The organism is Pedobacter jeongneungensis (assembly GCF_000633455.1).
GTDB classification, from domain to species: Bacteria; Bacteroidota; Bacteroidia; order Sphingobacteriales; family Sphingobacteriaceae; genus Pedobacter; species Pedobacter jeongneungensis_A.
In genome coordinates, this window is the sequence record NZ_AYMG01000010.1 from 300,081 (window position 1) to 323,504 (window position 23,424).

Here is a 23,424-nt window from a genome sequence, read left to right on the forward strand (position 1 = left end):
ACTGATTAACTGACTGTTAAGTTAAAATTAATTTATTCTAAAACGTTGTATTAAGTTATAAAAATTGGGAGGTTTATATTTTTTGACCAATTAACCAAACAATTAAACTCAATAATTGTTTCACAGCCCAAATAAATAGGCGAACCTGATTCCCACAAATCCTTTACTATCGGATTTGTTTAAGCCGGCAATATTGTTTTTACCCGTCCATGCTTCGTAGCGGATGCCTAAATCGAGTTTATTCCCACCTGAAAGTTTGAATTGGTTGCCAATACCAGGCGACCAGGCAAATAAAGTTTTCTGATTTTTATTTAAAGGTAATGCTGCCCCCAATTGACCTTCGGCATAAAAACTTTCGCCTAGTTGGTATTTCAATCCGGCTTTTGCAGGGATGTACGTTAAATCCTGCACATTAAAAAGTTGGTTCCGCCTACCAAAAAAGTTCATAAAACCTGCATTTAAGGTTAGGGCAAAACTTTCTGCAACCGGAAGATCAGCTTTTACTGACACGCCTAGTCCAATTCCTGAAAGGTTAGAAAAATTGCCAGATGGTAAGCCAATTTCGGCCGCAATGCCAATGTTAGCGCTGTTTTGAGCTTTTAAGAGTACCGGACTTGAAAATAAAAGGACAAAGAGTATAATTTTGATTTTTGGGCTAAGCATGAAGGTTAAGCGGTAAGTTTTCTGAAAATATCTTCTAATGATTGTTGTTGGTGAGCTTTTTTCAAACCTTCTAATGAGTCGTTAGCTACAATTTTACCTTTGCTGATGATGATAATGTCGTCGCAAATGGCTTCAACTTCCTGCATGATGTGCGTGGAAATGACAACAGTTTTAGCAACTCCCAAAGTTTTGATCAACTGCCTGATATCAACCAATTGGTTCGGATCGAGGCCGGAAGTAGGTTCATCTAAAATTAAAACCTCCGGGTTATGGATAATGGCCTGGGCCAGCCCTACCCTTTGGCGATAACCTTTAGATAACATGCCGATTTTTTTATGCTGCTCGGGTGTTAAACCAACCATTTTAATCACTTCATCAATCCGCGCATTTAAGTTTTCGACTTTATAGGTTTGCCCAACAAAACTTAAAAACTCTTTTACATACATATCGGCATAAAGCGGCGTATTTTCCGGAAGATAGCCAATGTGTTTTTTGGCTTCTATAGTCTGAGTTATAATGTTTCTACCAGAAATTTCAGCTGCTCCGGAAGTAGGCGCTAAATAACCGGTAAGCATACGCATGGTGGTTGATTTGCCAGCTCCATTTGGTCCCAAAAAACCCAGAATACGACCAGGTTTAGCTTCAAAGCTGATGGAATCAACCGCTTTTTGCTGATCGTAATGTTTAGAAAGATTTTTAACTGAAATACTCATTGTTGTATGTTTAAACCCAAATTTTCTACAAAATAGTTAAGCTTAGAGATATCGTCATTGCGAGGAGGAATGACGAAGCAATCTTAATGCGATCGCCATTAATCATAGCTGTAAGATTGCTTTCGTACCTCGCAATGACGTTCAAGCTAATTAATATGCGGTGAACTTATTTTTTTATTGTACCTGAATTTATCCAATTCTTCTGATGCCTGAGGCAAATTATCGCCCGATAAAATATCGGCTCCGTTATTTACAAGATGATAATAGACATTTTTTACAGGACTTGCCTTGGCACTTTTATCAATATTGCCCATGGTACCTAAAATAGTGGTGATGCCTTTGCTATGCAGGTATAGGTAAAATTCCTTATCAGGTGCAGAAACACCAACAAAAGCGACTATCCGGTTATTGGGGATGCCCATGCTATTTAACCTTTTTAATTCAGCTTTCTTTTGCACAGAGGCCGAAATCATTAATTCTGGTGCCAGTTGGTGCACTTCTTTTGCCTGGTCGGCAGTGTAGGTAATGATAATCGAATTACTTTCAACTTTATATTGCCTTATTTTTTCGATCACTTTGGCATAAGAAACACTCTTTTTTAAATCTATGGTTAATAAAACCTTGCCTTTACTCCAGTTCAGTACACTATCTAAAGTTGGGATTTTAAATTTAGTTTCATTTCCCTCGTTATCTTTAAGGTTAAAGGCTTTTAATTCTTCGTAGGTATAATTGCTAATTGGTCCTTTCCCTGTAGAGGTTCTATCCAACTGATCATCGTGCATCACTATCATTACCGAATCCTTACTGTAAGCAATATCAAATTCAATAATTACCGGGTTGTAGGTTGTTGCATTGTCGAATGTTTCGATGCAATTTTCAGGAAAACCAGGCATTGGACCACCACGATGGGCACTGATTAAGGGAAAGCGGCTCTCAGGCGACCATTTCAAGAACTGGTATAATTCTGCGGTGGTATTAAACTTAATATATTGATGGCTTTTTTCTCCTGGTTTGCACGAGCTAAACACGGCAATGACTACCAAGAATAGTAAGTGATGGAATTTCATGTTTCAAAAGTAGGAAAAAATGGAAGATGGATGAGGTAAAATGGAATGTTAAATGCTTAATAGTTTAATTGTTCAAAAGGTTAACTGGTTAATTGTTGAAATCGGTTAATCGTATCATCACACCAGTTAACCAATTTATACAGTTTAAACAATTAACCAACCTATGCAAATCCATTTTTAATGGCAAAAACGGCCAACCCAACACGGGTTTTGAGTTCGAGTTTTTCGCATAACTGATCGCGGTAGCTCTCAACCGTTCGTGGACTGCAGAACATTTTGTCGGCTATTTCTTTGTAATTGAGCTCGGTAACCGTATATTTTAGGAATTCTTTTTCACGATCTGAGATTTTAATTTCATTATCCTTTGTTTTATTTAAACTGGAGAAGATAATTTTTGATGCCCAATCGGGATAAAAAAAGCCATTGGCATTTAACCTGGTCAGCGCATTTTCGAGTTCTGCAGGATGTGCATTTTTCAGCAGATAACTCGTTGCACCGTTGCTTACCATTTTTATTACACTTTTTTCTTCTCCCTGCATGCTCAGCGCCATTACTTTTATATCCGGATAATGTTCTTTTAACCAACTTACAGTTTCAAAGCCATCCATTATAGGCATACTGATATCTAAAAGGATCATATCCGGGAGTTTACAATTGCTTTCGAATTTATCAATCAGGTCTTTCCCGTTTTCACATACATAAATCACCTCAAACGCTGCAAAGTTATTAATAATGCCCTGAAGCGCTTTCGCGATAAGGATATGATCATCAACAACAACTATTGTTTTTTTCATGATTGTTTATCTAGTAAAATGGTAAGTGTGGTACCGAAATTGGGTTTACTCTGCACATTAAAATGCCCACCAATTATTTCGGCTCTTTTTTTCATGTTTTTTAATCCAATGCCATCTGCCGTTAACTTAGCATAATCGAAACCCACGCCATCATCCTGTATACGTAATGCTAAAAAAAACTCGGGAGACGATTTTAACCTGATGGAGATGTTACTACAATGTGCGTGTTTTAAACTATTCTGAAGAAATTCCTGCGTAATCCTCAACAACACGTTCTTTTTTACAAACTCCAGCTCAATATGTTCGAAATTATGTTCAAAAGTTACTTTACACCTTTTTAAAGCATTAATATGGTTTACTTCTTCTTGTATTAAAGTTACCAATTCATTTTCAATTACATTATCGTTGGTGAGGTTTTTCGACAAACTCCTTAGATCCTGCAATGATGAATTGATGATCTGATAAATCTGTTCTATTCTTTCATTTTCCTGTGGCACTTTATTTTCATACACCAGCTGCTGCGTATAAAGGCTTACTAAGGTTAATTTTTGCCCGATATTATCATGTAACTCACGCCCGATCTGCTGCATGGTGGCCTGTTGTATTTCTAACTGTGTAGTTAAAAGTTCTTTTTGGTGGATTTCGTTCGTAATCTCGATTTCCTTCAGGTACTCCCTTTTTCGCTGTTTATATTTTTTGATATAAACCATAACGGCCACCACAAACAGCACAAAAAACAGGTTAAACAGGATAATGGTAATTAAGAGTTCTGTTTTCCCCATATAAATGAAATTGAGAATAATATGTACATAACGATACCGGAAATGAGGAAATAGTCAAAATAAACATTCCAAATTGGAAGGTATTTTACCAATAAGTAATAGAAGGTCCAAAATGGTAAAGTACCAATGTAAAACAATGTTACGCCCAAATTAATATAGAACATTCTATTTTTGTTAAAATTGATGATATCAGCAGAGGTAATCTGTTTATAATATTCCATCAGCACTAAAACCATCAAAATAAGACTACCAAAAGTGTAATTAAATGAAAAGATGATCTTACTTCCTTTAAAGTAAAATTCGCTTGGGATAAAGGAAATTAAATACAACAAAGAAAGAATGATGAATAAACCTCTTTTCTTTAAAGATTTTACAGCATACAGCCAGTAGAAAAAGAAAAACTGCAAAGGAATTACTAAATAATTATAAAACTGCGCCTTGGAGAAGGTGATCCAATTTTCACCATACTTACCAAAAAGCTCGCATACAAAAATAAAGCCCAGGTAAAACACAAAATACTTCCAAAGGTTATTTGCCGCGTTTTTATAGTAATAAAAAATGGAAATTATCGCCGCTAATCCTTCTACCAACAGGAGTGCATTGCTTAAAAATGTTTGAAAACCCGACATATTTTACTAATAAGTTTCTTGAACTGCCTCGGCTGGAGGAATCAATTGCCCATGGTTTTGTGCCATTACCTGCCTCGACTGACCATCACTGTTATCAGCATCCATCGCCATCATTGCAACCGGACGTTGTTTTTCGCGATCATCTATTAAATAGGTAGACTCATCTAAAGGATTAAAATCATAATCCTGGCAACTTCCATTGTTGATTTTCTTTTTTAAGGTTGGGATCATCACAATTGTATGTTTCCGGGCATAATCTTTTCCTATCGTTTTTTCATTTTCGTCCCATTCACTTTCTTTAGGATATGCGGCGTAATAGAAACGTACGCCCAGGGCACCTATACCAATCCCCGGATTTCTCTTTTTGGTTTGGTATTCTATATCGGTAATAAATTTTTTAAGTGTTTTTAAACTAAATGAAACCGAATGGGCATCATTTAAACCCAAAGTGCTGTTAATGGCATCCAAATGGTTGTTACGGTACTGATCAACCATCTGTTTAATTGTTCGGGTATCCATTGTATTAGGCTGGCTCCTATCCTCAGTTTTAATTAAACCGATCAGTTTTTGTACCAGATAAAGTACTAATACCCCGAATAAAAATACGATGGCATAAATAAGGAAATCTTTCATGTTCATGATTTGTTTGGTTCTGATTAAAGTTAATGTTAATTATCAAAAGTGATAAAACTTTTAACGATAACAGATGGGGTTTTCCCCATATTTCAATGTTGTTTTTACTGCATTTTATTTTGTTGCATTTACTACTGGTTTTTAGTGCTTTACCTAAGGTTTTTCTAACGCCGTTACTTCAATTTTGGTTAGTGTTTAACACCACGAAATACAAAAGGAACAAGCCGAAAATCCTGAATAAAGTAGGCAGTATTTAAAACCTAAAAACGATGTCAAAAACCTTGAAAAAAGAAGAAAAAGTAGCGTACACAGGAAATCTGAAACCTCTTAGAATAATAGTGCCATTAGTCTATTAAACAAATCACACCAATTATTATTTGCCGTTAAATAAAATCTAAAATCATGGAAAATTTTAAAGAAAGAAAATTAATCTCAGTAAAGGAACTACAGAGGATAAAATCAATTACCCTGGAAGTTAAAGAAAACAGCCACATTACAATCGGTCCAAATGAAAAAATGTTTTCAGATGCTTTACATTATGTATCTATTAAATCATTTGAAGACCTACAAGAATTGAGTATAATTCCACAAGGTTTAAGCAAGGAAAGTGTTTTAAAAGCCATTTCTGATGATGATGATGAATCTTTAGCAATTGCAAAAAAAGACTATAACTTTTCAAAACATAGTGATTGTAAATGTCACGATCATGTTGAGCATTCGTTGCAAACCCAGTTCAAAAACATAAGAAGGAAAAGCAATTTTCAGTTAGCGAAACTACTTACCAATCATCATGGCAAACAGATTTTATGGGATGACTTTGAAGCCATACACGCATATAAAATGACAATGAATTTATTAAGGAATCCGCGTCTAGGATTTAATGTAGTATATTTTGCATTAGATGACATCATCATTAATACTAATGCCACGCTAACCGTTAATTCTGGTACCGATCTTATTAAAGGCAGAAATTTAGTAATACATACCAACGGAAAAATGGATATAAAATCATCCTACCTTTTCTTAAAGTGTAAAACAGCAAAAGCTTATTCGAACAAACTCGAAAGCCATTCTGCTTCAATTTTAACAAATAAATAGATAAAAAATTAGCTTAATAAAAATCATATTAAAATGCATAATATTATTTTAAACGGAACAGATGGAGCTGTAGGTTTCACTGGGCCAGAAGGATTAAATGGTGGTTTAGGTATTAATGGAAACAAAGCAAATTGCCCATGGTGTTGCGATGATGATTGTGCCGAATTAGGTGGGCCTGGAGGGCCTGGCGGACCTGGTGGCAATGGTGGAACAGGCGGACCTGGCGGAGCTGCTGGAAATTTCAGATTAGAAGTAGAAATATACTATGGAGGTTTTAATATTTCCAGTATTGGCGGTAAGGGAGGAGATGGAGGCACTGGTGGCAAAGGCGGCACTGGTGGTAAAGGTGGCAAAGGCGGCGACGGGGATGACTGTGAATTAGGCAGACATGGTGGAAATGGAGGCCATGGCGGAAAAGGCGGGGATGGCGGTTTTGGTGGCCCGGGTGGCAGAGGTGGGGATATCTCTATAGTGATGAAACATAATCAATCTGGAAGCACTCAAATTCCTATGCAAACAAACGGTGGTGCAGGTGGCCGGCCAGGAGTTGGCGGTTCACAAGGTTTAGCCGGACAACCTGGAGATGATGGTAAAACAACAGGGACTTTTTCTAAAAGCAGCGATTGCAAAACCATGGGACCGGTTCCAGGTTGGGGTTCTGAAGGAGGCGTTGGAGTTTCTCCGGTCAATGGGGTTGGTTCAACCGGTATTGAAGGAATTGTAAGTATTATTACAACAGGTACCGATACTCCCCCTACTCCATAATTAATTAGATTGGCGTTTCTCGTCAAAGATCGGTGTTGCATTTAGCGGCGCCGATTTTTTTTCACCATAAAGTTAAACATTAATATTTTTACAATATTGGCCACCTAAACCTGATTGCAGCGAGCACGATCCCGATTTTTCATCGGGAGAAGTAAAGTGGAAAGCAGGAACTCCGAAACCGATAAGCAAACCATTGCTTTCCTAAATATTTTGAGCCATATAAGAGATTTAAGAACATATAAACTCGCTCGTCAAGATGCCTTTCGTCTTTTCTGACCACCTTAGCCACCTAAGGCCACCTGAGTTAAATGCCAGCATTCTAAAATTTATTAATCCATTTTGGCTTGATCAAAAACCTTTTACCTTTTACCTCTTACCTTTTACCTTATTTATTATCTTTGCTGCATTATGGCTCAAAAGAATAACGACGAACAATTTAAAAATGTAATATCACATGCTAAAGAATACGGTTTTGTATTCCAGAGCAGCGAAATATATGATGGCTTAAGTGCTGTTTACGATTATGGCCAATTGGGTGCCGAGTTAAAAAATAACATCAAAACATACTGGTGGAAAGCCATGGTACAGATGCACGAAAACATTGTAGGGATTGATTCTGCAATTTTTATGCACCCTAAGGTTTGGAAAGCCAGCGGACACGTAGATGGTTTTAACGATCCGATGATCGATAATAAAGATTCGAAAAAACGTTACCGTGCCGACCAGTTACTGGAAAATAAAATTGCTGAATTATATTCGGAGTTAGCAAATTTCAGTGCTGATAATAAAGTTAAGTTTGAAGAATTTCAGCAGGAAATATTAGGCCTAAGCGACGAAGGTCAGGCCAGTTGGGTACCCACTTTTAAGGATGAAGCTACCATTTTGGATAATGCAAAATATCCTTTTGTTAATGAGGCAAGCTGGAGATTTGTTAAAAAAGGTTTAACCCTTGAGGTAGAGATGAACCTGGCGCTTAAATCTGAAAATTTAGGTCAGTTAAAAGATTTAATCGTTGATTATAAAATAATCTGCCCGATTTCTAAAACATCAAACTGGACAGATGTACGCCAGTTTAACCTGATGTTTAGCACACAGTTTGGTGCAATGGCTGAGGGCAGTGATGAAGTTTATCTTCGTCCGGAAACCGCTCAGGGTATTTTTGTAAACTTTTTAAATGTTCAGAAATCGGGAAGGATGAAAATTCCTTTTGGTATCGCACAGATTGGTAAAGCTTTCAGAAATGAAGTAATTGCCCGTCAGTTTATTATGCGTATGCGCGAGTTTGAGCAAATGGAAATGCAATTTTTTGTACGCCCCGGCGAAGACACAAAATGGTTCGAATACTGGAAAGAAGCACGTTTAAAATGGCACAAAGCTTTAGGTACAGCACCTGAGAAATACCGTTACCACGATCACGTTAAACTGGCGCATTATGCCAATGCGGCAACCGATATCGAATTCGAATTCCCATTTGGCTTTAAAGAGGTTGAAGGAATCCACAGCCGTACCGATTTCGATTTAAAACAGCATGAGAAGTTTTCTGGCAAGAAATTGCAGTATTTCGATAACGATTTAAACGAAGAAGGTAAACCTTATGGCAATTATATTCCTTATGTAATCGAAACTTCGATTGGTTTAGACCGCATGTTTTTGTTAACCATGATTAATGCTTTTGAAGAGCAGGATTTAAGTACCGAAGATAAACAGGATAGCCGTACTTTATTGCGTTTACACCCTGCTTTGGCCCCATATAAAGTAGCCATTTTCCCACTGACCAAAAAAGATGGTTTACCGGAAAAGGCACGTGAGATTATGGATGAGCTGAAATTCGATTTCAACTGTATTTACGAGGAGAAAGATGCAATTGGTAAACGTTACCGTCGTCAGGATGCCGTAGGTACTCCTTTCTGTATTACCGTTGATCACCAGAGTTTAGAGGATAATACGGTTACCATCCGCCACCGCGACAGTATGGAGCAGGAACGTGTAGCCATTGCTGATTTAGGAAACATCATAGGATCAGCAGTGAGCTGGAAAACTTTGCTATCTTAATTTTGACCACCTAAAACACCTGAGGGCAGCTCAGTTAATTTAATGATATTTAGTCGCAGGTTAAAACCTGCGACTTTTTTGTATAATAAAAATGGATTTAGCCGAACACTACAATAAACTTTATACCGAATCGATTGCCAAAATAGCTCAGGGTGAATACGAAATTGACCATTTAATTGATTCGGCTACTGATCAGCGTATGGGGATTACTTTGGTGATCAGGCCTGATGCTGCAACGAATCATAATATCCAACAGTTTTTAAGTGAGGCTAAATCCATTGATCCTGACCAGTATTATTATCAAAATGCAGATATTCACATCACTTTAATGTCGATCATTTCCTGTTATAATGGTTTTGATCTGAAGGATATCAATGTTCAGGATTATATTCCGCTTATTCAGCAAAGTTTAGCCAGGTATAAAAGTTTCAAGATTCAGTTTAAGGGCTTAACGGCATCTCCATCCTGCATTTTAATCCAGGGATTTTTAACGGATACCTTAAACGAAATCAGGGATGACCTGCGCACAATATTCAAAAATTCAGATCTGCAACAAAGCATTGATAAACGCTATACCATTCAAACAGCCCACTCCACAGTAATTCGTTTCAGATCAGAACTAAAAAATCAAGCTGCACTGATTAATCTAATTGAAAAATACAGAGATTTTGATTTCGGGACTTTTGACGTTAAACAGATCGAACTGGTTTATAACGATTGGTATCAGCGGGAGAAATTTGTTAAAAAGCTGCATACCTTTTCATTAGACCTTAACTAATTTCTTTATCTTCGCGTAAATTTATTAACCATAACAAATTAGCCCTCGTGAAAGTACCTTTTAAATTATCCTTATTGGCATTGGTATGCCTTCTCATTACTTCATCCTGCAAAAAAGAAATTGATTACCACCCTGAATGGGATACATCCTCTATGAGCGGAAAAGTTGATGGTGTTTTATTGCAGTGTACATTTACAACGGCCCAAACTTATGTGATAGGCGATAAAACAACTCTACAGATTTTGGGAAATAAAGTAACCAGTGGTTTTAGTTTAGTAATTAGTGATTTTAAAGGTGTTGGAACATATACTATATCCGACAGTAATATTGCTACCTATCTACCAAATGTAACTGGCTTACAAGATGCTTACCTTAGTACCTCTAACGGTACAATTAAGATAACCAGTTATTTAGCTAACCAATATATTAAAGGTACTTTCGAATTTAAAGGACAAAATTATGTGACTTCAGCCACCAAAACCATTAGCGAAGGCCAGTTTAGCATTAGTTTGGTGCCAGCAAAAATCCCTGAATCGAATAATAGTACAAATAACTTAAGTGCAAAGGTTGATGGCACTGTAACTGGCTTTACCGGCGAGGCTTCATCAGTAATGTCTCCCCTTGGCAAATTATTAACCATTACAACAGTCAACGGAGATAAACGCCTGCTTATTTCAATAATTGACTACAAAGGTGTAGGTACTTACGATATAGCTAAAGACGGAACTGGTGTTTATATGAAAGACCAAGGTCAAACCGGTTCATTTTATGCAGATGCGGGCACTTTGGTGATTACAAGCGAAGCCGGAAATAAGTTGAAAGGAACATTTTTCTTCAGTGGTGGCAACCAGAATACCACCATAAAAACATCGGTAAATATTACAGACGGGACTTTTGATTTACCTTTTAGTAAATTATAAAAAGTTAAATTTTAAAATATGGAAGCCGTTGATTTAATAATCAGCGGCTTTTGTTTTGACAGAGGTTTTGCGAGTAATCCTTCAGTCACAAAAAACAAATGCCCATGATGTAATTTCTTAATCAAAAGCTTGAATGGTATATTTGTTTAGCGATCAAAATCATTTTATATGAAAATTCCACAGAAGTTTTTTGCCCGTCGACATGAAATTGCAGCAGATTATTTAAAAGAATTAGATAAACATCTTGATGACATTGTATCTGGTCGTGCGACAGAAATGTTTGAGGTAAGAGATTTTGCCGATTTAATCCACATACACCCAACTCATTTAAGTAATACGATTAAAGCTGCTACCGGCCATTCGCCATGTTTCTTTTTTGAAGAGCGTTTAATGGAAATTTCTAAAGCAATGTTGCAGAATGTAAGTATGCCCATTGCCGAAATTGCCAGGATATTAACTTACGATCCATCTAACTTCACCAAGTTTTTTAAACACTTCGCGGGTCAAACCCCAAAACAGTATCGGGAGGCTTATTTCGAGTCTTTAGCAACAAATAAGGAAATTGTCACCATATAAAACTTAAACAGTCACCATTTTTACTTAAGCTGTCACCATTTTTACAGCCAATTTCCATCTAATTTTGTTTAACAAATAAAAAGAAAATGGAAACACAAAATAAAATTGCCCTGGTAACCGGCGGTAGCCGCGGATTAGGAAAAAATGCTGCTTTAAAAATCGCTGCAAAAGGAATTGGCGTAATCGTTACTTATCAGTCTAAAAAAGAGGAGGCTGAAGACACCGTTAATGAAATCAAAAAATTAGGTGTACAGGCAGCGGCCTTACAGCTAAATGTAGCCGATACCAAAACTTTCGATACTTTTTTTACTGAGGTTAAAACGGTACTGAAGTCTGTTTTTAATGCCGAAAAATTCGATTTTTTAGTAAATAACGCAGGTATTGGTATCCATGCTTCTTTTGATGAAACTACCGAAGAACAGTTTGACACATTGGTAAACATCCAGTTTAAAGGCGTATTCTTTTTAACTCAAAAAGCCTTGTCGCTGTTAAATGACGGCAGTGGGATCATTAATATTTCTACGGGCCTCGCCCGTTTTGCCTTACCAGGTTACGCGGCTTATGCATCAATGAAAGGCGCAATGGAAACCTTAACCAAATACCAGGCTAAAGAATTGGGTGCAAGGGGAATCAGATCGAACATTGTTGCCCCAGGCGCCATAGAAACCGATTTTGGTGGCGGTGCAGTACGTGATAATGAACAGCTTAATGCAGGCATCGCTTCGAACACCGCTTTAGGCCGCGTAGGCTTACCAGACGATATTGGTGGCGTGGTGGCATTTTTATGTACCGAAGATGCAAGATGGATAAATGCACAGCGCATTGAAGCATCTGGCGGTATGTTTTTATAGACTTTTAGCATTTTTTAACCACTAAGACACGAGGACACAAAGAAATTAATCTTTGTGCCTTGGTGGTTATTTTTTCATTGTAGCTTGTCAACGCTAACCGCTAAACGCTCAGCGCCAAACAAAATCTTCGAACAGAAAATAAACCGCATCAAAAGGCGTTATCCATCAAAACCATCAGATGCGTAAAGTACTTCTACCTACCTTTTTATTTTTAATTATTGTTACAGCTGCAAATGCCCAAAAATGGACAGATGCGGAGTTCCGCCGGGCAAATACCGCAGCAAATGCTTCTTATTTAACCAATGAAGAGAAAAATGTGGTGATGTATATGAACCTGATCCGCATTGATGGCGAAAAGTTTTATTACACTTTTTTAGAAGATTACATTAATAACTACAACGCCAAAGTAAAGCAATATAGAAACTACAACGAACTGCGCATTACCCGGAACAACTCATACTATACTTCTCTGCTAAAACATTTACGGGGAATAAAAAATTTACAGGTATTTTATCCTGACGATAAACTCACTTCTTTAAGCCGTAGCCATGCGCAGGATTTAAACAGAAATAACCTCGATACACACGAAAGTAGCAATGGTGATAAATTTTCGAAACGTTTATCTAAATATTTCCCGAATAAGGCCATGAGTGAAAATATCGATTTTGGTTATTCCAACAGCCTTGATATTGTTTGTCATTTATTGCTAGATTGTGGCGTACCATCGCTTGGTCACCGGTTTAATTTGATCGACCAAAAAAACAAGCTGAATACCGTTGGAGTAAGCATACAGCCGCATCCATCCTACAGTTGGTGCGCGGTGATTGATTTTGTTGCACAACCAGCATCTTACAGTAACAACGAGTAAAAAGTCTAAATGTTCTAATTACAGCGTCAATAAAAATTTAATTGTAAATTGCGCCAAAAATAACAGAACAGTTTTAAGTAATGCGTATCGCCATTTTAGCCGTCATAGATTTTTTTCATCCTCCGTTTAAAAAATTTATTTCTTTACATAATTTCAGGTATCTGGCTACTGGTGGTGGCACTTTATTATTGGGCATTTTAAGTTATTATTTCGCTTACTTTTTCATTTTTAAAACTGAAGAGGTAAACTTTGGGGTAATTGTGCTACAAAGGGAAACAGCTTCGTTACTGGTAGATTATGCCGTTGCCATCCCAACCAGCTTTTTGCTTAACAAATACGTCATATTTACGCACAGCGAGCTGAAAGGACGTGTACAACTTTTTAGGTTCATGAACCTGCAGTTTATCAATATTCTGGCTAATTATGTGTTACTGAAATTTTTATTAGAACTTTTACGCGATTACCCAACTTTATCAATGCTTTCGCGGATTGTGGTTTCGGTTTTAATGGCGCTATTTAGCTATTTGTACCAACATTACTTTACATTCAGCGTGAAGAAAATTGGGGATAAAAAAGAAAAAAAGGATTAATCAACATTAGTAATTGTTTGCCACGGAGACACAGATTATCACGGATATATTATAGCGAACAACTAAAAAACCCGGCCCATTGGCACAAATCTTTGTACCTAAACCGGATGGAAGCGGTATCCTTTGCTGTTATCCTGAGCGGAGTCGAAGCGCAGCAAAAGATATAGCGAACAGCCCGACCGGAGCCTTCCGATGAAATGCTACAGCACCTTTTCTAATCATTTATGTCATCTTTTTTGGAAAGCAGTTTCACAAGCATTTCGGTTTCTTCAGTCCCGCCTTCACTTCAAGTCCTCACTCGTGCCTCGTTTCGGGCTTTACGCTCCAGTCGGGTTTAGGCGGCCACAATGTTGCTCCTATTGTCGTTTTTATAGCAAATTGCAAAGAAAACCAGGTTTATCAGCATAAACCTTTGTTAATAAACGGGATGGAAGCGGCATCCTTTTGCTGTCAGCCTGAGCGGAGTCGAAGGGCAGCAAAGATATAGCAAACAGCCCGGCAGAACCTTTCCGATGAAATGCTACAGCACCTTTTCTAATCATTAATGTTATATTTTTTGGAAAGCAGTTACACAAGCATTTCGGTTTTTACAGTCGCGCCTTCACTTCAAGTCCTCACTCGTGCCTCGTTTCGGGCTTTACGCTCCAGTCGGGTTTAGGCGGCCACAATGTTGCTCCTATTGTCGTTTTTATAGCAAATTGCAAAGAAAACCAGGTTTATCAGCATAAACCTTTGTTAATAAACGGGATGGAAGCGGCATCCTTTTGCTGTCAGCCTGAGCGGAGTCGAAGGGCAGCAAAAGATATAGCGAACAGCCCGACCGAACCCTCCCGATGAAATGCTACAGCACATTTATGTCATCTTTTTTGGAAAGCAGTTCCACAAGCATTTCGGTTTTTACAGTCCCGCCTTCACTTCAAGTCCTCACTCGTGCCTCGTTTCGGGCTTTACGCTCCAGTCGGGTTTAGGCGGCCACAATGTTGCTCCTATTGTCGTTTTTATAGCAAATTGCAAAGAAAACCAAGTTTATCAGCATAAACCTTTGTTAATAAACGGGATGGAAGAAGCAGCTTTCCAAATCCATAAGCCATCTCTTTCTTCCCTACAAACCTTTATTACGTTAACCTGTTAATTTATGCGGCTGCTTTCTTGTTAAGATAAAAACAACATCCTAACTTAGCTGCCGACCAACTTATTTCATAAATAACCATGAGCCATTTTAATGATTTTAATAATGCGCAGGTAGCCAGATTGCCCAACCATTTAAAGCAATTTATTGTTGCCCAGAATTACGAAAAATACACGCCTATAGACCAAGCGGTGTGGCGTTATGTAATGCGCCAGAATTACAGTTATCTTAAAAATGTTGCTTATTACCCTTATATAAAAGGCTTGCAGCGGGCCGGTTTGAGTATCGAATACATTCCTGATCTGCAAACAATGAACGATAACCTGGGCAAAATTGGCTGGGGAGCGGTTACGGTTGATGGCTTTATTCCACCAGCAGCTTTTATGGAATACCAGGCTTATCGCGTTTTGGTTATTGCGGCTGATATCCGCCAGATTAATCATATCGAATATACACCTGCACCCGATATTATACACGAAAGTGCCGGTCACGCGCCGATTATTGCCGATACCGATTACAATAATTACCTGAGTTATTTTGGATCAATCGGGGCAAAAGCAATGTTTTCGGCAAAGGATTTTGAACTGTATGAAGCCATCAGGAAACTTTCTATCTTGAAGGAGGCAGTAGATGCAGATGAATTTCAGATTGCTAAAGCAGAAAAAGAATTACGCTACATCAGCGAAAATATGGGCGAACCTTCTGAAATGGCCCTGCTTGGCCGCCTGCACTGGTGGACGGTTGAATATGGATTGATCGGCACTCTGGAAAACCCAAAAATTTATGGTGCCGGATTGCTTTCGTCAATAGGTGAAAGTGCAAGCTGCATGCAAAGCGAGGTGATAAAACTTTGGTACAATATTGATACGATTAACTATCCGTACGATATTACCAAACCGCAGCCACAGCTTTTCGTTACCGAAAATTTCCAGAACCTGATTAATGTGCTGGAAGAATTTGCCAATACCATGGCTTTTAGAAAAGGTGGAACAGAAAGTATTATGAAAGCTATTGCCTGTAAAAATGTGGCCACCGCAGTTTACAGTTCGGGCTTGCAGGTAAGTGGCGTATTTACAGATATGGGCATTAATCCTAAAGATGAGGTAACCTTTATTAAAACAACAGGTTTATCCGCATTGGCATTTAATGGTAAACAATTGACTGGACATGGCAAAGATTACCATGCTGATGGTTTTTCATCACCCGTTGGCCGTTTGAAAGGATCAGAAAAACCATTGGAAGACTATAGCCCATCAGAGCTGGAATCCTTAAACATCATCAGCGGTGAGCAGACTGAATTAACGTTTGAAAGCGGAATTAAAGTTGCGGGAGTAGTTAAAGATATTATTACCCAGAAAGATAAGGTGATTTTGATTGCCCTTAACGATTGTACGGTTACTGAAAGTAACGGAAACATCCTGTTTAAACCTGAGTGGGGTGTATACGATATGGCAATTGGCGAGAAGATTGTGTCTGTATTTAACGGAGCTGCGGATAAAGACGCGTATGAGGAGATTACTTTGATCAGTGGCGAAAAAACGCACAAAATTACCTATGATGATAAAACCTTAAAACTGCATGCTTTATACAAAACAGTAAGGGAAATTAGGGAAGGTGGTGAAAACCTGGAACAACTTGGCGATATCTTTGCACAATTAAAAACAAATCACAGACAGGATTGGCTTTGTGCATTGGAAATCCTCGAAATCATTTATCACAAAAAAATCTATCACCAATTGGAAAAGGAAATCCAGGTATATCTTGAAATTAAAGCAGGCAAAGAGCTGGACCATACTAAACTGATTAATGATGGCTTACATGTGATTAAAAACCCGGTAAGCCAGCTACTGGTAGAAGATTGATTTATCTTTTAATTTATTAACTTTACATTATGACAACCATCACAGTACAAGTAGATAACGAACAAAATGCAGTGCTTTCTTGAAAAGATGCTCAAGGCATTATCTTTTGTAGAAGATGTTGATATCAAAACCCATCAGCCAAATATGGTTGAGGAACCAAGGGGATCTTATCAGAAATTAAAAAAAGCAATTGATAATACAGAAGGAAATTTAATGTTCAACGATATTAAGGATCCATCTAAATGGCAAAGTGATTTAAGAGATGAATGGCAAATCAATTAACTAATTTGAATATGATAATTGAAATTAAGCAACCAGTTACTAAAGAAAAAGTTCTTGAAGCAATCCAGAAGGCATCTTCAGGAGTTGTTAAAAAATCTTTACGCAAACATTTTGGAAAACTACAACGAAATTTAGATAGTGTGGATTACCAAAAAAAGTTAAGGGATGAGTTCATTTAGTTTTGTAGCTGATACAAATTTTCTTATTGATGTCCATGAGGGATTAGAGAAAACTGAGTCGTTTCTTGATGGTACAGCCATTGTATCCGTAATTTCAGAAATAGAGTTATTAGGATGGCATTTATTATCAAAAGAAGAAAAATTATCTCTCGAATCTCTCTTGAGCGATTGTGTGATTATTGAACTGAATTCAGAAATAAAAAGAATAGCCATTTCAATACGGCAAAAATTTAAAATTAAGACGCCAGATGCAATTATCGCAGCTACATCAAAATTTCTTCAAATCCCATTAGTTACATCTGATAAAGGTTTTAAATCAATTCCAGATATTGAATTAATACTGATTTAAAATTGATTTCTTCCGCCTCAACCTCTTAACTTTACAACAATTTTTAACATTTTTTAATGAACATTATAATTACAGGCGCAAGTAGCGGAATCGGTTTCGAAACCGCTTTAGAGTTTAGCTTACATAAAGAAAACAAGATTGTTGCCATTGCCCGTTCGGCAGATAAACTGCGTAAACTGCTGGAGATTGCCCGCGGCATTAATCCCGATTGCACACTTTTACCAGTAGAATTTGATATTGTAAACGATGATTATGCCGCGCTGATCCCTTTTTTAAAAGAGCGTTTGGGTACAATCGATATCCTGATCAACAATGCGGGTGCTTTAATTAACAAACCTTTTTTAGAAACCACAGAAGCTGATTTGGGCGAGATGTTGCAGAGCAATGTGATTTCGCATTTCAGGATGATCCAGAATCTTTTACCTTTAATGCAAAGCGGAAGCCATATCGTCAACATCGGCAGTATGGGCGGTTTTCAGGGAAGTGTTAAATTCCCAGGGCTTTCTGCTTATTCGGCAAGTAAAGCAGCCTTACATACTTTAACCGAATGTTTGGCATTTGAATTGGCTGAAACCGGAATCAAGATCAATTGCCTGGCCTTAGGATCGGCGCAGACTGAAATGCTTGAAACTGCTTTTCCAGGTTACCAAAGTCCGGTGATGGCTTTCGAAATGGGCAAATATGTAGCTGATTTTGCAAAAACAGGACAGAAATTTTTTAATGGTAAGATTTTGCCTGTTGCAGTTACTACGCCATAATATCATAATTTTTAGTAATTTACGGCTGTAATTGAAAAACTAAAAAAAATCTATGGAAACAAATTCACCTTTTAAAGTAGCGGATAGCGGAAAAAACGCTGCTATTGTTAGCTACATTTTTCTTATTGGTTGGCTGATATCGTACTTTGCGATGTACAAAGATAATAGAACGTCGCTGTCAAGCTATCATTTAAGGCAATCACTATTGCTGCATTTAGGCATTATTGTACTCAATGTAGCCGTAACAATACTTGCCATTATTATACCAACTGCACTTTTTGGATATTTAAGCTATGTGGTTTATATCGCATATATTGTTTTTATCATTTTAGGTGTAGTAAGTGCAAATAATGGTGAGCAGAAAGCTCTTCCATTAATTGGCGACAAAGCTCAAAGCCTTTTTCCAAGTATTTAATCGAAACCAAATATTTTAATTCGAGTCCGGGTAAGTTATCCGGACTTTTGTTTTAACTCATTTTCAACATTTTAATCGACTTTAGATATTTTTTATATCTTTGGCTCCAACATATGAAGAAAATAATAATTGTCATTTCGTTTTTCATTTTGTCTGCCACCGCAGGAAAAGCCCAAACCATCTTACCCGCACAATACCAGGAACTGGTAAAACAATTGGTTGCCAATCTTCCAAAAAATGTAACGGTAACCGAAAACAATTCTTCAACAAGTTCAACTTCACTGATCGATTTCGCTAAGAGCATGTTGGGTATCCCCTATCGTTATGCTACGAGCAACCCTAAAGTTGGTTTCGATTGCTCTGGTTTTGTAAGCTATGTATTCAGTAATTTTGGCTTTAAGGTTCCGCGTTCTTCACGCGAGTTTAGCTATGCGGGTAAAGAAACCAGCTTAGAAAATGCAAAAGTAGGTGATGTATTGATTTTTACAGGGAGTAATTCAAGAATAAGAAGAATCGGTCACGTTGGAATTGTTTATTCGATTGATGAAAACGGAATCAAATTTATCCATGCTTCTTCGGGCAAAGCACATCAGGTAACCATTACCGATCTCGATGGTCACTATAAAGCCCGTTTCATGAAAATCGTGAGTATCCTTTAATTACTTTTTATATTTCCACATTCTCGTTTTTCCTTCTGCAAGCCATTCTAAAGTGGTTTCCAGTCTTTTTATTTTGGTTGCCTCAGTTTTAGCCTCCTCAAGCCACAATATATAATCTTTTTTATTGGAAGGACTGAAATTCTGGAATACGGCTAAAGCATCAGGAGCTTCATTTAAGGCTTCCATAAAATATTCGGGTATAATCAACTCTTTCTTTTCTGTAGATTTTGGTTTTGGAGGCAGTTTAACATTATCCTCATTTAATTGAATGGCCTGTTGAATGTAGGCGATCAGGATTTCGTCTGAAGGTAAATCTTCAAAAGATGTTATTTTGCCCAATAAGCCCATAGCTTCCGAACGTTCTTTAAAAATCCTATATTCATCGTTCATCAACGATCCTTTCCAAAAGCCAAAGGCACAATGATGCTTAAAGGAAGCCATGTGACAAATCGTACCTTTATAATCGAAGAAGGGCATTCCCCATTTTATTTTCTCTTCAATCCGCGCATCGGCTTTATGTACCAGATTCCTTAAATGATCTAAAATCGGAATGGCAAATTCTGCCGAATTGATGATGTACTGATCTATCTGAACCAGGGTGTGCATAGCTGAAAAATTTGGTTATTAAATTTACAGCAAAACAATCTTTAAAGCAAGTTCTACATCTCCCTTGTTAAGGAATTTCTTTGCCAGTTCATGCAATTCCCTTTCCCGGTTTGTACTGTCGCCAATGGAGGCATCAAGCACTTCTTTTACTTCAGGATTTGTACTAATCAGATCGATTTCTTCATCACCTGGTAAATGCTCAACATTACCGAGCATCCCCAAATCGTTGCCGGTTAATACTTTCGAAAAACGGACGGAATGTGGTAAACGGTCTACCCCAATCCCTAATTTAGCCAAAGGTTTTGCCACTTTAAACAAATTATCGTTTGTAACCCTGCAATACCAATCGCCACCCAAACGGGCTACCAGATCGATTTTCGCCTGATCGATTCTACCGTTTTCATCTAAAATTTCTTCGTTGATGTGAATTACTTTTATCTCGGCCAGAATGAGATTACCAGCACCGTGATTATCGCCTAACGAAATCACATCGTTCACCACACATTCAAACTGTACCGGCGCCTCGGCCACCCTTGGCGGTTGAACCAGTTCTGATTTCAGCATGGTAAAACCTGCTTTCTCAAATTCGTTTACCCCTTTGGCATATTCGGTACTGGCCAGGCTCATCTGTTGCACCATATTGTAATTTACGATATTGATGACGCACTCTTTAACCTGATGAACATTCTCTAAAGTATGTTTGGTCGTGTTATCGCGTACCCTCCGGGCAGGAGAAAAAACACAGATCGGTGGATTGGTACTAAACATATTAAAGAAACTGAAGGGACTTAAATTGATATTACCTTCGGCATCTATGGTTGAGGCAAAGCAAATCGGACGCGGAGCGATAGCATACTGCAGGTAGTTTTGTAGTTCTACAGGGGTTAAATTGGAGGTGTTTAGGGTTAGCAAAGTTTTATTGAGTTAAATGTTGGAAGGTTGAGGGAATAAAAATTAGATAAACTGCTTGGTTAAATGTTGGAAGGTTGAAAGGTTCTGGGTGCAAAATTAAGCAAACGGTTTAGTTAAGATTTGAAATGTTTCAGGAGCAGAATAAGAGATCATATCCCTTTTTTCAAAACTTTCTTTTTCTTTTCGAAATCTCTCAAGTAATCGATAAGTTTTTTTGCTTTGGAGGAAAACTCGATGCATTTGGCATAAAGAAATTTATAATCGGCTGTTAAAAGTTTTTTGGCTTCTTCCAGCACTATAATTTTATTTCTAAACTCACCTGAAGAACCTTTTGCATAAACCAAAAAACGGATAAAATCTGGATTATTGTTATATTCAAATCCTTCAGCAACATTATCAGACATAGACATCGCTGCTCTTCTAAATTGATCTTTCAATCCAAAATCAGATTTCATCGGCTCTAAATCTGAGATCCGGTAAGCCTCAACTCCAACCTCTTTAGCTATTTGCCAAATTTCTAAATCTTCAAACTTCTCAACTTTTGCCATTACCAAAATTGTATAAGTGAAAATATTAAAATATAATTAATTTACAATCAACATATTCAGTTGAACAAATTACGATTTCTTTAATTGGGATTCAATCTACTCCCAAAACATTCCAACTTTACAACTTTTTAACCTTACAACTTTAAATTTGCAATTACTTCTTCAATGCCAAAATTGAAAAATCCGTATCAGCCTTTATAATTGTATTGGTTAAGGCACCTAAGCCTGTTATTTCCATTTCAACTACATCACCCGGCTGTAACCACTGTACTTTATAGTTAGGATCGTTTAACAAACCTGTACCGTTTAACTCTAAGAAGCATCCTGTTCCAACCGTTCCTGAGCCGATTACATCGCCAGGCAGAATATCTACACCATAGGCACAACGTTCAATAATTTCGGCAAAAGTCCAGTCCATATCGGCGGCGTTTCCTTTTGATACTTCGATCCCATTTACGCGACAGGTCATTTTAAGATCGTAAGTATTACCCACATGACCTTCTTTAGGCGCAACTTTGTACTGGATCAATTCATCTGGGGTTACTAACCAGGGACCTATTACAGTTGAAAAATCTTTTCCTTTGGCAGGGCCTAAATTCAACAGCATTTCTTCCATTTGCAAGGTACGGGCACTCATATCGTTCATTACCATATAACCGGCAATATATTCATCGGCATCTGCAGCTTTAACATTTCTACCTTTTTTTCCGATAACAATGGCCAATTCTAATTCAAAATCGAGTTTATCGAAATGATCAGGCATGCATTCAATTTCGCCTGTACCCTGAATGGCATTGTGGTTGGTAAAATAAAAAATCGGATATTCATCAAACTGCGGGATCATATCAACCTTACGGTTCCTACGCGCCGCTGCAACGTGCTGCCTGAAGGCATATCCATCACGGCAACTGATTGGGTGCGGAACAGGAGCTAAAATTTCATAAAAAATTTCTTCCTTGGCTTCCAGGCTTCCTTCTTTAATCTGATCATCAATACTTTTCGCCCTTTCCATCAACACCTCTCCTCCCTGCAAAAATTCGTTCATGTTATCAGGAATAAGCTTATCGCAACTATTTAAGTTATAGATATGCCCATTTACGAACACACCAAGATGCTCTCTGTCTTCGGTTTTATAGGATACAAGTTTCATATATCATTTGGTTAAATATGCGGTAAAGCTAAGCAATTAGGTTATTCAAAATAAAACTTAGTACGTATTATTTTAACACAGTATATTGTTGAAGGGTTGGTTTTATTACAGGAAAATCCTTTGGCTGAAGTCCTCTGTAACGTTTTTTATTAGAAAGTAAGCTACCAATCAATAATCCGCCCGATACGCCCGCAGGTACACCTGCAGCAATAAGCACAATCGATTCTACAAGTTTATCACTCTTAGCTGCCAGTACAAAAAAGGTTAAACCTCCGGCAATAGCCAATGGTGCAATGAGCCCCCTGCGGTGGATGTACAACGCGCTGATGCTATCGGCGCTGAGCTTTAAAGTATCCCTTCGGTTTCTGATTAAGGTTAAGCCATTATCAGAGGCCGCATAAAAAGCACCCCTTACTGCGTGTCCACTACGGTCTACAACCCGGATATTATATTTTGCCCTTTGCTGTGCAAAACCAGTAAAACTTAACGCGAAAAAAAATAAGCAAGTAAAAATAAATTTCATTGAGATAGTGCTATAAGTAAGTAATTAAAGATAATTAAAATTTCAACTTTTAAATAAAATACTTACCTTGGCTGCATTAAAACCATGATCTTAAAAGCATTACATATTAATCTCGTAAACGATGCCATTGCTGCGCGTCGTTATAAGATGCTTTCCAAGCTGATCATGGCGCAGTATTCTCTGTAATTTATTCAACCTTTCTTATTATTTGAAACGCATTTGCGTTTTGATTGTTTATTCTTTAGGATTTTTCTTTCTAACCATAACATCATT

Annotated in this window: 28 protein-coding genes; 16 read left to right on the forward strand and 12 right to left on the reverse strand. The window is 37.6% G+C overall.

Going from position 1 to position 23,424, the window contains the following annotated elements; all coding sequences use genetic code 11:
- Positions 1-120: 120 nt before the first annotated feature.
- The 7 genes from U859_RS31005 to U859_RS0109705 form a co-directional block, all read right to left on the reverse strand.
- Complete coding sequence (locus U859_RS31005; RefSeq protein WP_025143182.1) at positions 121-663, reverse strand: hypothetical protein; 543 nt, start codon at positions 661-663, stop codon at positions 121-123.
- Between the two features lie 5 nt (positions 664-668).
- Positions 669-1,376 (reverse strand): ATP-binding cassette domain-containing protein, encoded by a 708-nt coding sequence (locus U859_RS0109680; protein WP_025143183.1) that lies wholly within the window; start codon positions 1,374-1,376, stop codon positions 669-671.
- A 146-nt stretch (positions 1,377-1,522) separates the two neighbouring features.
- Positions 1,523-2,443: a glycerophosphodiester phosphodiesterase family protein gene (locus U859_RS0109685; protein ID WP_025143184.1), complete on the reverse strand. Its 921-nt coding sequence runs from the start codon at positions 2,441-2,443 to the stop codon at positions 1,523-1,525.
- 161 nt (positions 2,444-2,604) lie between these two features.
- Positions 2,605-3,237 (reverse strand): response regulator transcription factor, encoded by a 633-nt coding sequence (locus U859_RS0109690; protein WP_025143185.1) that lies wholly within the window; start codon positions 3,235-3,237, stop codon positions 2,605-2,607.
- On the reverse strand, positions 3,234-4,019 hold the full coding sequence (locus U859_RS0109695) for a sensor histidine kinase (RefSeq protein WP_025143186.1): 786 nt from the start codon (positions 4,017-4,019) through the stop codon (positions 3,234-3,236). The genes U859_RS0109690 and U859_RS0109695 overlap by 4 nt, the downstream gene beginning before the upstream one ends.
- Positions 3,998-4,648 (reverse strand): hypothetical protein, encoded by a 651-nt coding sequence (locus U859_RS0109700; RefSeq protein WP_025143187.1) that lies wholly within the window; start codon positions 4,646-4,648, stop codon positions 3,998-4,000. The genes U859_RS0109695 and U859_RS0109700 overlap by 22 nt, the downstream gene beginning before the upstream one ends.
- A 6-nt stretch (positions 4,649-4,654) precedes the next feature.
- Positions 4,655-5,281: a hypothetical protein gene (locus U859_RS0109705; protein WP_051584672.1), complete on the reverse strand. Its 627-nt coding sequence runs from the start codon at positions 5,279-5,281 to the stop codon at positions 4,655-4,657.
- Between the two features lie 402 nt (positions 5,282-5,683).
- On the opposite strand from U859_RS0109705, the gene U859_RS0109715 reads away from it, so the two are divergent.
- The 16 genes from U859_RS0109715 (at position 5,684) to U859_RS0109800 (ending at position 19,412) form a co-directional block, all read left to right on the forward strand.
- The gene (locus tag U859_RS0109715) at positions 5,684-6,379 is read left to right on the forward strand and encodes a hypothetical protein (RefSeq protein ID WP_025143190.1); all 696 of its coding nucleotides are present in this window, start codon (positions 5,684-5,686) and stop codon (positions 6,377-6,379) included.
- A gap of 33 nt (positions 6,380-6,412) precedes the next feature.
- Positions 6,413-7,144: a hypothetical protein gene (locus U859_RS0109720; RefSeq protein ID WP_025143191.1), complete on the forward strand. Its 732-nt coding sequence runs from the start codon at positions 6,413-6,415 to the stop codon at positions 7,142-7,144.
- 408 nt (positions 7,145-7,552) lie between these two features.
- A complete protein-coding gene (locus U859_RS0109725; RefSeq protein ID WP_025143192.1) occupies positions 7,553-9,196 on the forward strand; it encodes a glycine--tRNA ligase in 1,644 nt (547 codons plus the stop codon).
- 91 nt (positions 9,197-9,287) lie between these two features.
- The gene (locus U859_RS0109730) at positions 9,288-9,974 is read left to right on the forward strand and encodes a 2'-5' RNA ligase family protein (protein ID WP_025143193.1); all 687 of its coding nucleotides are present in this window, start codon (positions 9,288-9,290) and stop codon (positions 9,972-9,974) included.
- A 47-nt stretch (positions 9,975-10,021) separates the two neighbouring features.
- Positions 10,022-10,894 (forward strand): DUF6252 family protein, encoded by an 873-nt coding sequence (locus U859_RS0109740; protein WP_162799910.1) that lies wholly within the window; start codon positions 10,022-10,024, stop codon positions 10,892-10,894.
- A gap of 168 nt (positions 10,895-11,062) precedes the next feature.
- Positions 11,063-11,470 carry a helix-turn-helix domain-containing protein gene (locus tag U859_RS0109745; RefSeq protein WP_025143195.1) on the forward strand — a complete coding sequence of 136 codons (408 nt, stop codon included), beginning with the start codon at positions 11,063-11,065 and terminating at the stop codon, positions 11,468-11,470.
- 86 nt (positions 11,471-11,556) lie between these two features.
- A complete protein-coding gene (locus U859_RS0109750; protein ID WP_025143196.1) occupies positions 11,557-12,321 on the forward strand; it encodes an SDR family oxidoreductase in 765 nt (254 codons plus the stop codon).
- A 178-nt stretch (positions 12,322-12,499) separates the two neighbouring features.
- Complete coding sequence (locus U859_RS0109755) at positions 12,500-13,189, forward strand: CAP domain-containing protein (protein ID WP_025143197.1); 690 nt, start codon at positions 12,500-12,502, stop codon at positions 13,187-13,189.
- Positions 13,190-13,269: 80 nt separating this feature from the next.
- Positions 13,270-13,779 (forward strand): GtrA family protein, encoded by a 510-nt coding sequence (locus U859_RS0109760; protein WP_025143198.1) that lies wholly within the window; start codon positions 13,270-13,272, stop codon positions 13,777-13,779.
- 1,209 nt (positions 13,780-14,988) lie between these two features.
- The gene (locus U859_RS0109770; RefSeq protein WP_025143199.1) at positions 14,989-16,770 is read left to right on the forward strand and encodes an aromatic amino acid hydroxylase; all 1,782 of its coding nucleotides are present in this window, start codon (positions 14,989-14,991) and stop codon (positions 16,768-16,770) included.
- Positions 16,771-16,857: 87 nt separating this feature from the next.
- A complete protein-coding gene (locus U859_RS0109775; protein ID WP_025143200.1) occupies positions 16,858-17,052 on the forward strand; it encodes a hypothetical protein in 195 nt (64 codons plus the stop codon).
- The gene (locus tag U859_RS0109780; RefSeq protein WP_025143201.1) at positions 17,037-17,231 is read left to right on the forward strand and encodes a hypothetical protein; all 195 of its coding nucleotides are present in this window, start codon (positions 17,037-17,039) and stop codon (positions 17,229-17,231) included. Before U859_RS0109775 ends, U859_RS0109780 begins: the two co-directional genes overlap by 16 nt.
- Entirely contained in the window at positions 17,218-17,580 is a 363-nt protein-coding gene (locus U859_RS0109785) for a type II toxin-antitoxin system VapC family toxin (RefSeq protein WP_025143202.1), read from the forward strand. The genes U859_RS0109780 and U859_RS0109785 overlap by 14 nt, the downstream gene beginning before the upstream one ends.
- Before the next feature lie 56 nt (positions 17,581-17,636).
- Complete coding sequence (locus tag U859_RS0109790) at positions 17,637-18,338, forward strand: SDR family oxidoreductase (protein ID WP_025143203.1); 702 nt, start codon at positions 17,637-17,639, stop codon at positions 18,336-18,338.
- A gap of 52 nt (positions 18,339-18,390) precedes the next feature.
- Positions 18,391-18,753 (forward strand): hypothetical protein, encoded by a 363-nt coding sequence (locus tag U859_RS0109795; protein ID WP_025143204.1) that lies wholly within the window; start codon positions 18,391-18,393, stop codon positions 18,751-18,753.
- Positions 18,754-18,866: 113 nt separating this feature from the next.
- The gene (locus U859_RS0109800; protein WP_025143205.1) at positions 18,867-19,412 is read left to right on the forward strand and encodes a C40 family peptidase; all 546 of its coding nucleotides are present in this window, start codon (positions 18,867-18,869) and stop codon (positions 19,410-19,412) included.
- Here U859_RS0109800 and U859_RS0109805 read toward each other — a convergent pair whose 3' ends face one another.
- From U859_RS0109805 to U859_RS0109825, 5 genes are all read right to left on the reverse strand, one after another.
- On the reverse strand, positions 19,413-20,018 hold the full coding sequence (locus U859_RS0109805; protein ID WP_025143206.1) for a YdeI/OmpD-associated family protein: 606 nt from the start codon (positions 20,016-20,018) through the stop codon (positions 19,413-19,415). It abuts the gene before it with no gap.
- Between the two features lie 24 nt (positions 20,019-20,042).
- Positions 20,043-20,930: a flavin reductase family protein gene (locus U859_RS0109810; protein WP_025143207.1), complete on the reverse strand. Its 888-nt coding sequence runs from the start codon at positions 20,928-20,930 to the stop codon at positions 20,043-20,045.
- 149 nt (positions 20,931-21,079) lie between these two features.
- On the reverse strand, positions 21,080-21,478 hold the full coding sequence (locus U859_RS0109815) for a four helix bundle protein (protein ID WP_025143208.1): 399 nt from the start codon (positions 21,476-21,478) through the stop codon (positions 21,080-21,082).
- Positions 21,479-21,632: 154 nt separating this feature from the next.
- A complete protein-coding gene (locus tag U859_RS0109820; protein ID WP_025143209.1) occupies positions 21,633-22,628 on the reverse strand; it encodes a fumarylacetoacetate hydrolase family protein in 996 nt (331 codons plus the stop codon).
- 67 nt (positions 22,629-22,695) lie between these two features.
- Entirely contained in the window at positions 22,696-23,151 is a 456-nt protein-coding gene (locus U859_RS0109825) for a hypothetical protein (RefSeq protein ID WP_025143210.1), read from the reverse strand.
- Between the last annotated feature and the right edge of the window lie 273 nt (positions 23,152-23,424).

Coding starts and splice junctions, on each gene's coding strand:
- U859_RS31005 (WP_025143182.1), bottom strand. CDS start 663: ATGCTTAGCCCAAAAATCAAAATTATACTCTTTGTCCTTTTATTTTCA.
- U859_RS0109680 (WP_025143183.1), bottom strand. CDS start 1,376: ATGAGTATTTCAGTTAAAAATCTTTCTAAACATTACGATCAGCAAAAA.
- U859_RS0109685 (WP_025143184.1), bottom strand. CDS start 2,443: ATGAAATTCCATCACTTACTATTCTTGGTAGTCATTGCCGTGTTTAGC.
- U859_RS0109690 (WP_025143185.1), bottom strand. CDS start 3,237: ATGAAAAAAACAATAGTTGTTGTTGATGATCATATCCTTATCGCGAAA.
- U859_RS0109695 (WP_025143186.1), bottom strand. CDS start 4,019: ATGGGGAAAACAGAACTCTTAATTACCATTATCCTGTTTAACCTGTTT.
- U859_RS0109700 (WP_025143187.1), bottom strand. CDS start 4,648: ATGTCGGGTTTTCAAACATTTTTAAGCAATGCACTCCTGTTGGTAGAA.
- U859_RS0109705 (WP_051584672.1), bottom strand. CDS start 5,281: ATGAAAGATTTCCTTATTTATGCCATCGTATTTTTATTCGGGGTATTA.
- U859_RS0109715 (WP_025143190.1), top strand. CDS start 5,684: ATGGAAAATTTTAAAGAAAGAAAATTAATCTCAGTAAAGGAACTACAG.
- U859_RS0109720 (WP_025143191.1), top strand. CDS start 6,413: ATGCATAATATTATTTTAAACGGAACAGATGGAGCTGTAGGTTTCACT.
- U859_RS0109725 (WP_025143192.1), top strand. CDS start 7,553: ATGGCTCAAAAGAATAACGACGAACAATTTAAAAATGTAATATCACAT.
- U859_RS0109730 (WP_025143193.1), top strand. CDS start 9,288: ATGGATTTAGCCGAACACTACAATAAACTTTATACCGAATCGATTGCC.
- U859_RS0109745 (WP_025143195.1), top strand. CDS start 11,063: ATGAAAATTCCACAGAAGTTTTTTGCCCGTCGACATGAAATTGCAGCA.
- U859_RS0109750 (WP_025143196.1), top strand. CDS start 11,557: ATGGAAACACAAAATAAAATTGCCCTGGTAACCGGCGGTAGCCGCGGA.
- U859_RS0109755 (WP_025143197.1), top strand. CDS start 12,500: ATGCGTAAAGTACTTCTACCTACCTTTTTATTTTTAATTATTGTTACA.
- U859_RS0109760 (WP_025143198.1), top strand. CDS start 13,270: ATGCGTATCGCCATTTTAGCCGTCATAGATTTTTTTCATCCTCCGTTT.
- U859_RS0109770 (WP_025143199.1), top strand. CDS start 14,989: ATGAGCCATTTTAATGATTTTAATAATGCGCAGGTAGCCAGATTGCCC.
- U859_RS0109775 (WP_025143200.1), top strand. CDS start 16,858: ATGCTCAAGGCATTATCTTTTGTAGAAGATGTTGATATCAAAACCCAT.
- U859_RS0109780 (WP_025143201.1), top strand. CDS start 17,037: ATGGCAAATCAATTAACTAATTTGAATATGATAATTGAAATTAAGCAA.
- U859_RS0109785 (WP_025143202.1), top strand. CDS start 17,218: ATGAGTTCATTTAGTTTTGTAGCTGATACAAATTTTCTTATTGATGTC.
- U859_RS0109790 (WP_025143203.1), top strand. CDS start 17,637: ATGAACATTATAATTACAGGCGCAAGTAGCGGAATCGGTTTCGAAACC.
- U859_RS0109795 (WP_025143204.1), top strand. CDS start 18,391: ATGGAAACAAATTCACCTTTTAAAGTAGCGGATAGCGGAAAAAACGCT.
- U859_RS0109800 (WP_025143205.1), top strand. CDS start 18,867: ATGAAGAAAATAATAATTGTCATTTCGTTTTTCATTTTGTCTGCCACC.
- U859_RS0109805 (WP_025143206.1), bottom strand. CDS start 20,018: ATGCACACCCTGGTTCAGATAGATCAGTACATCATCAATTCGGCAGAA.
- U859_RS0109815 (WP_025143208.1), bottom strand. CDS start 21,478: ATGGCAAAAGTTGAGAAGTTTGAAGATTTAGAAATTTGGCAAATAGCT.
- U859_RS0109820 (WP_025143209.1), bottom strand. CDS start 22,628: ATGAAACTTGTATCCTATAAAACCGAAGACAGAGAGCATCTTGGTGTG.
- U859_RS0109825 (WP_025143210.1), bottom strand. CDS start 23,151: ATGAAATTTATTTTTACTTGCTTATTTTTTTTCGCGTTAAGTTTTACT.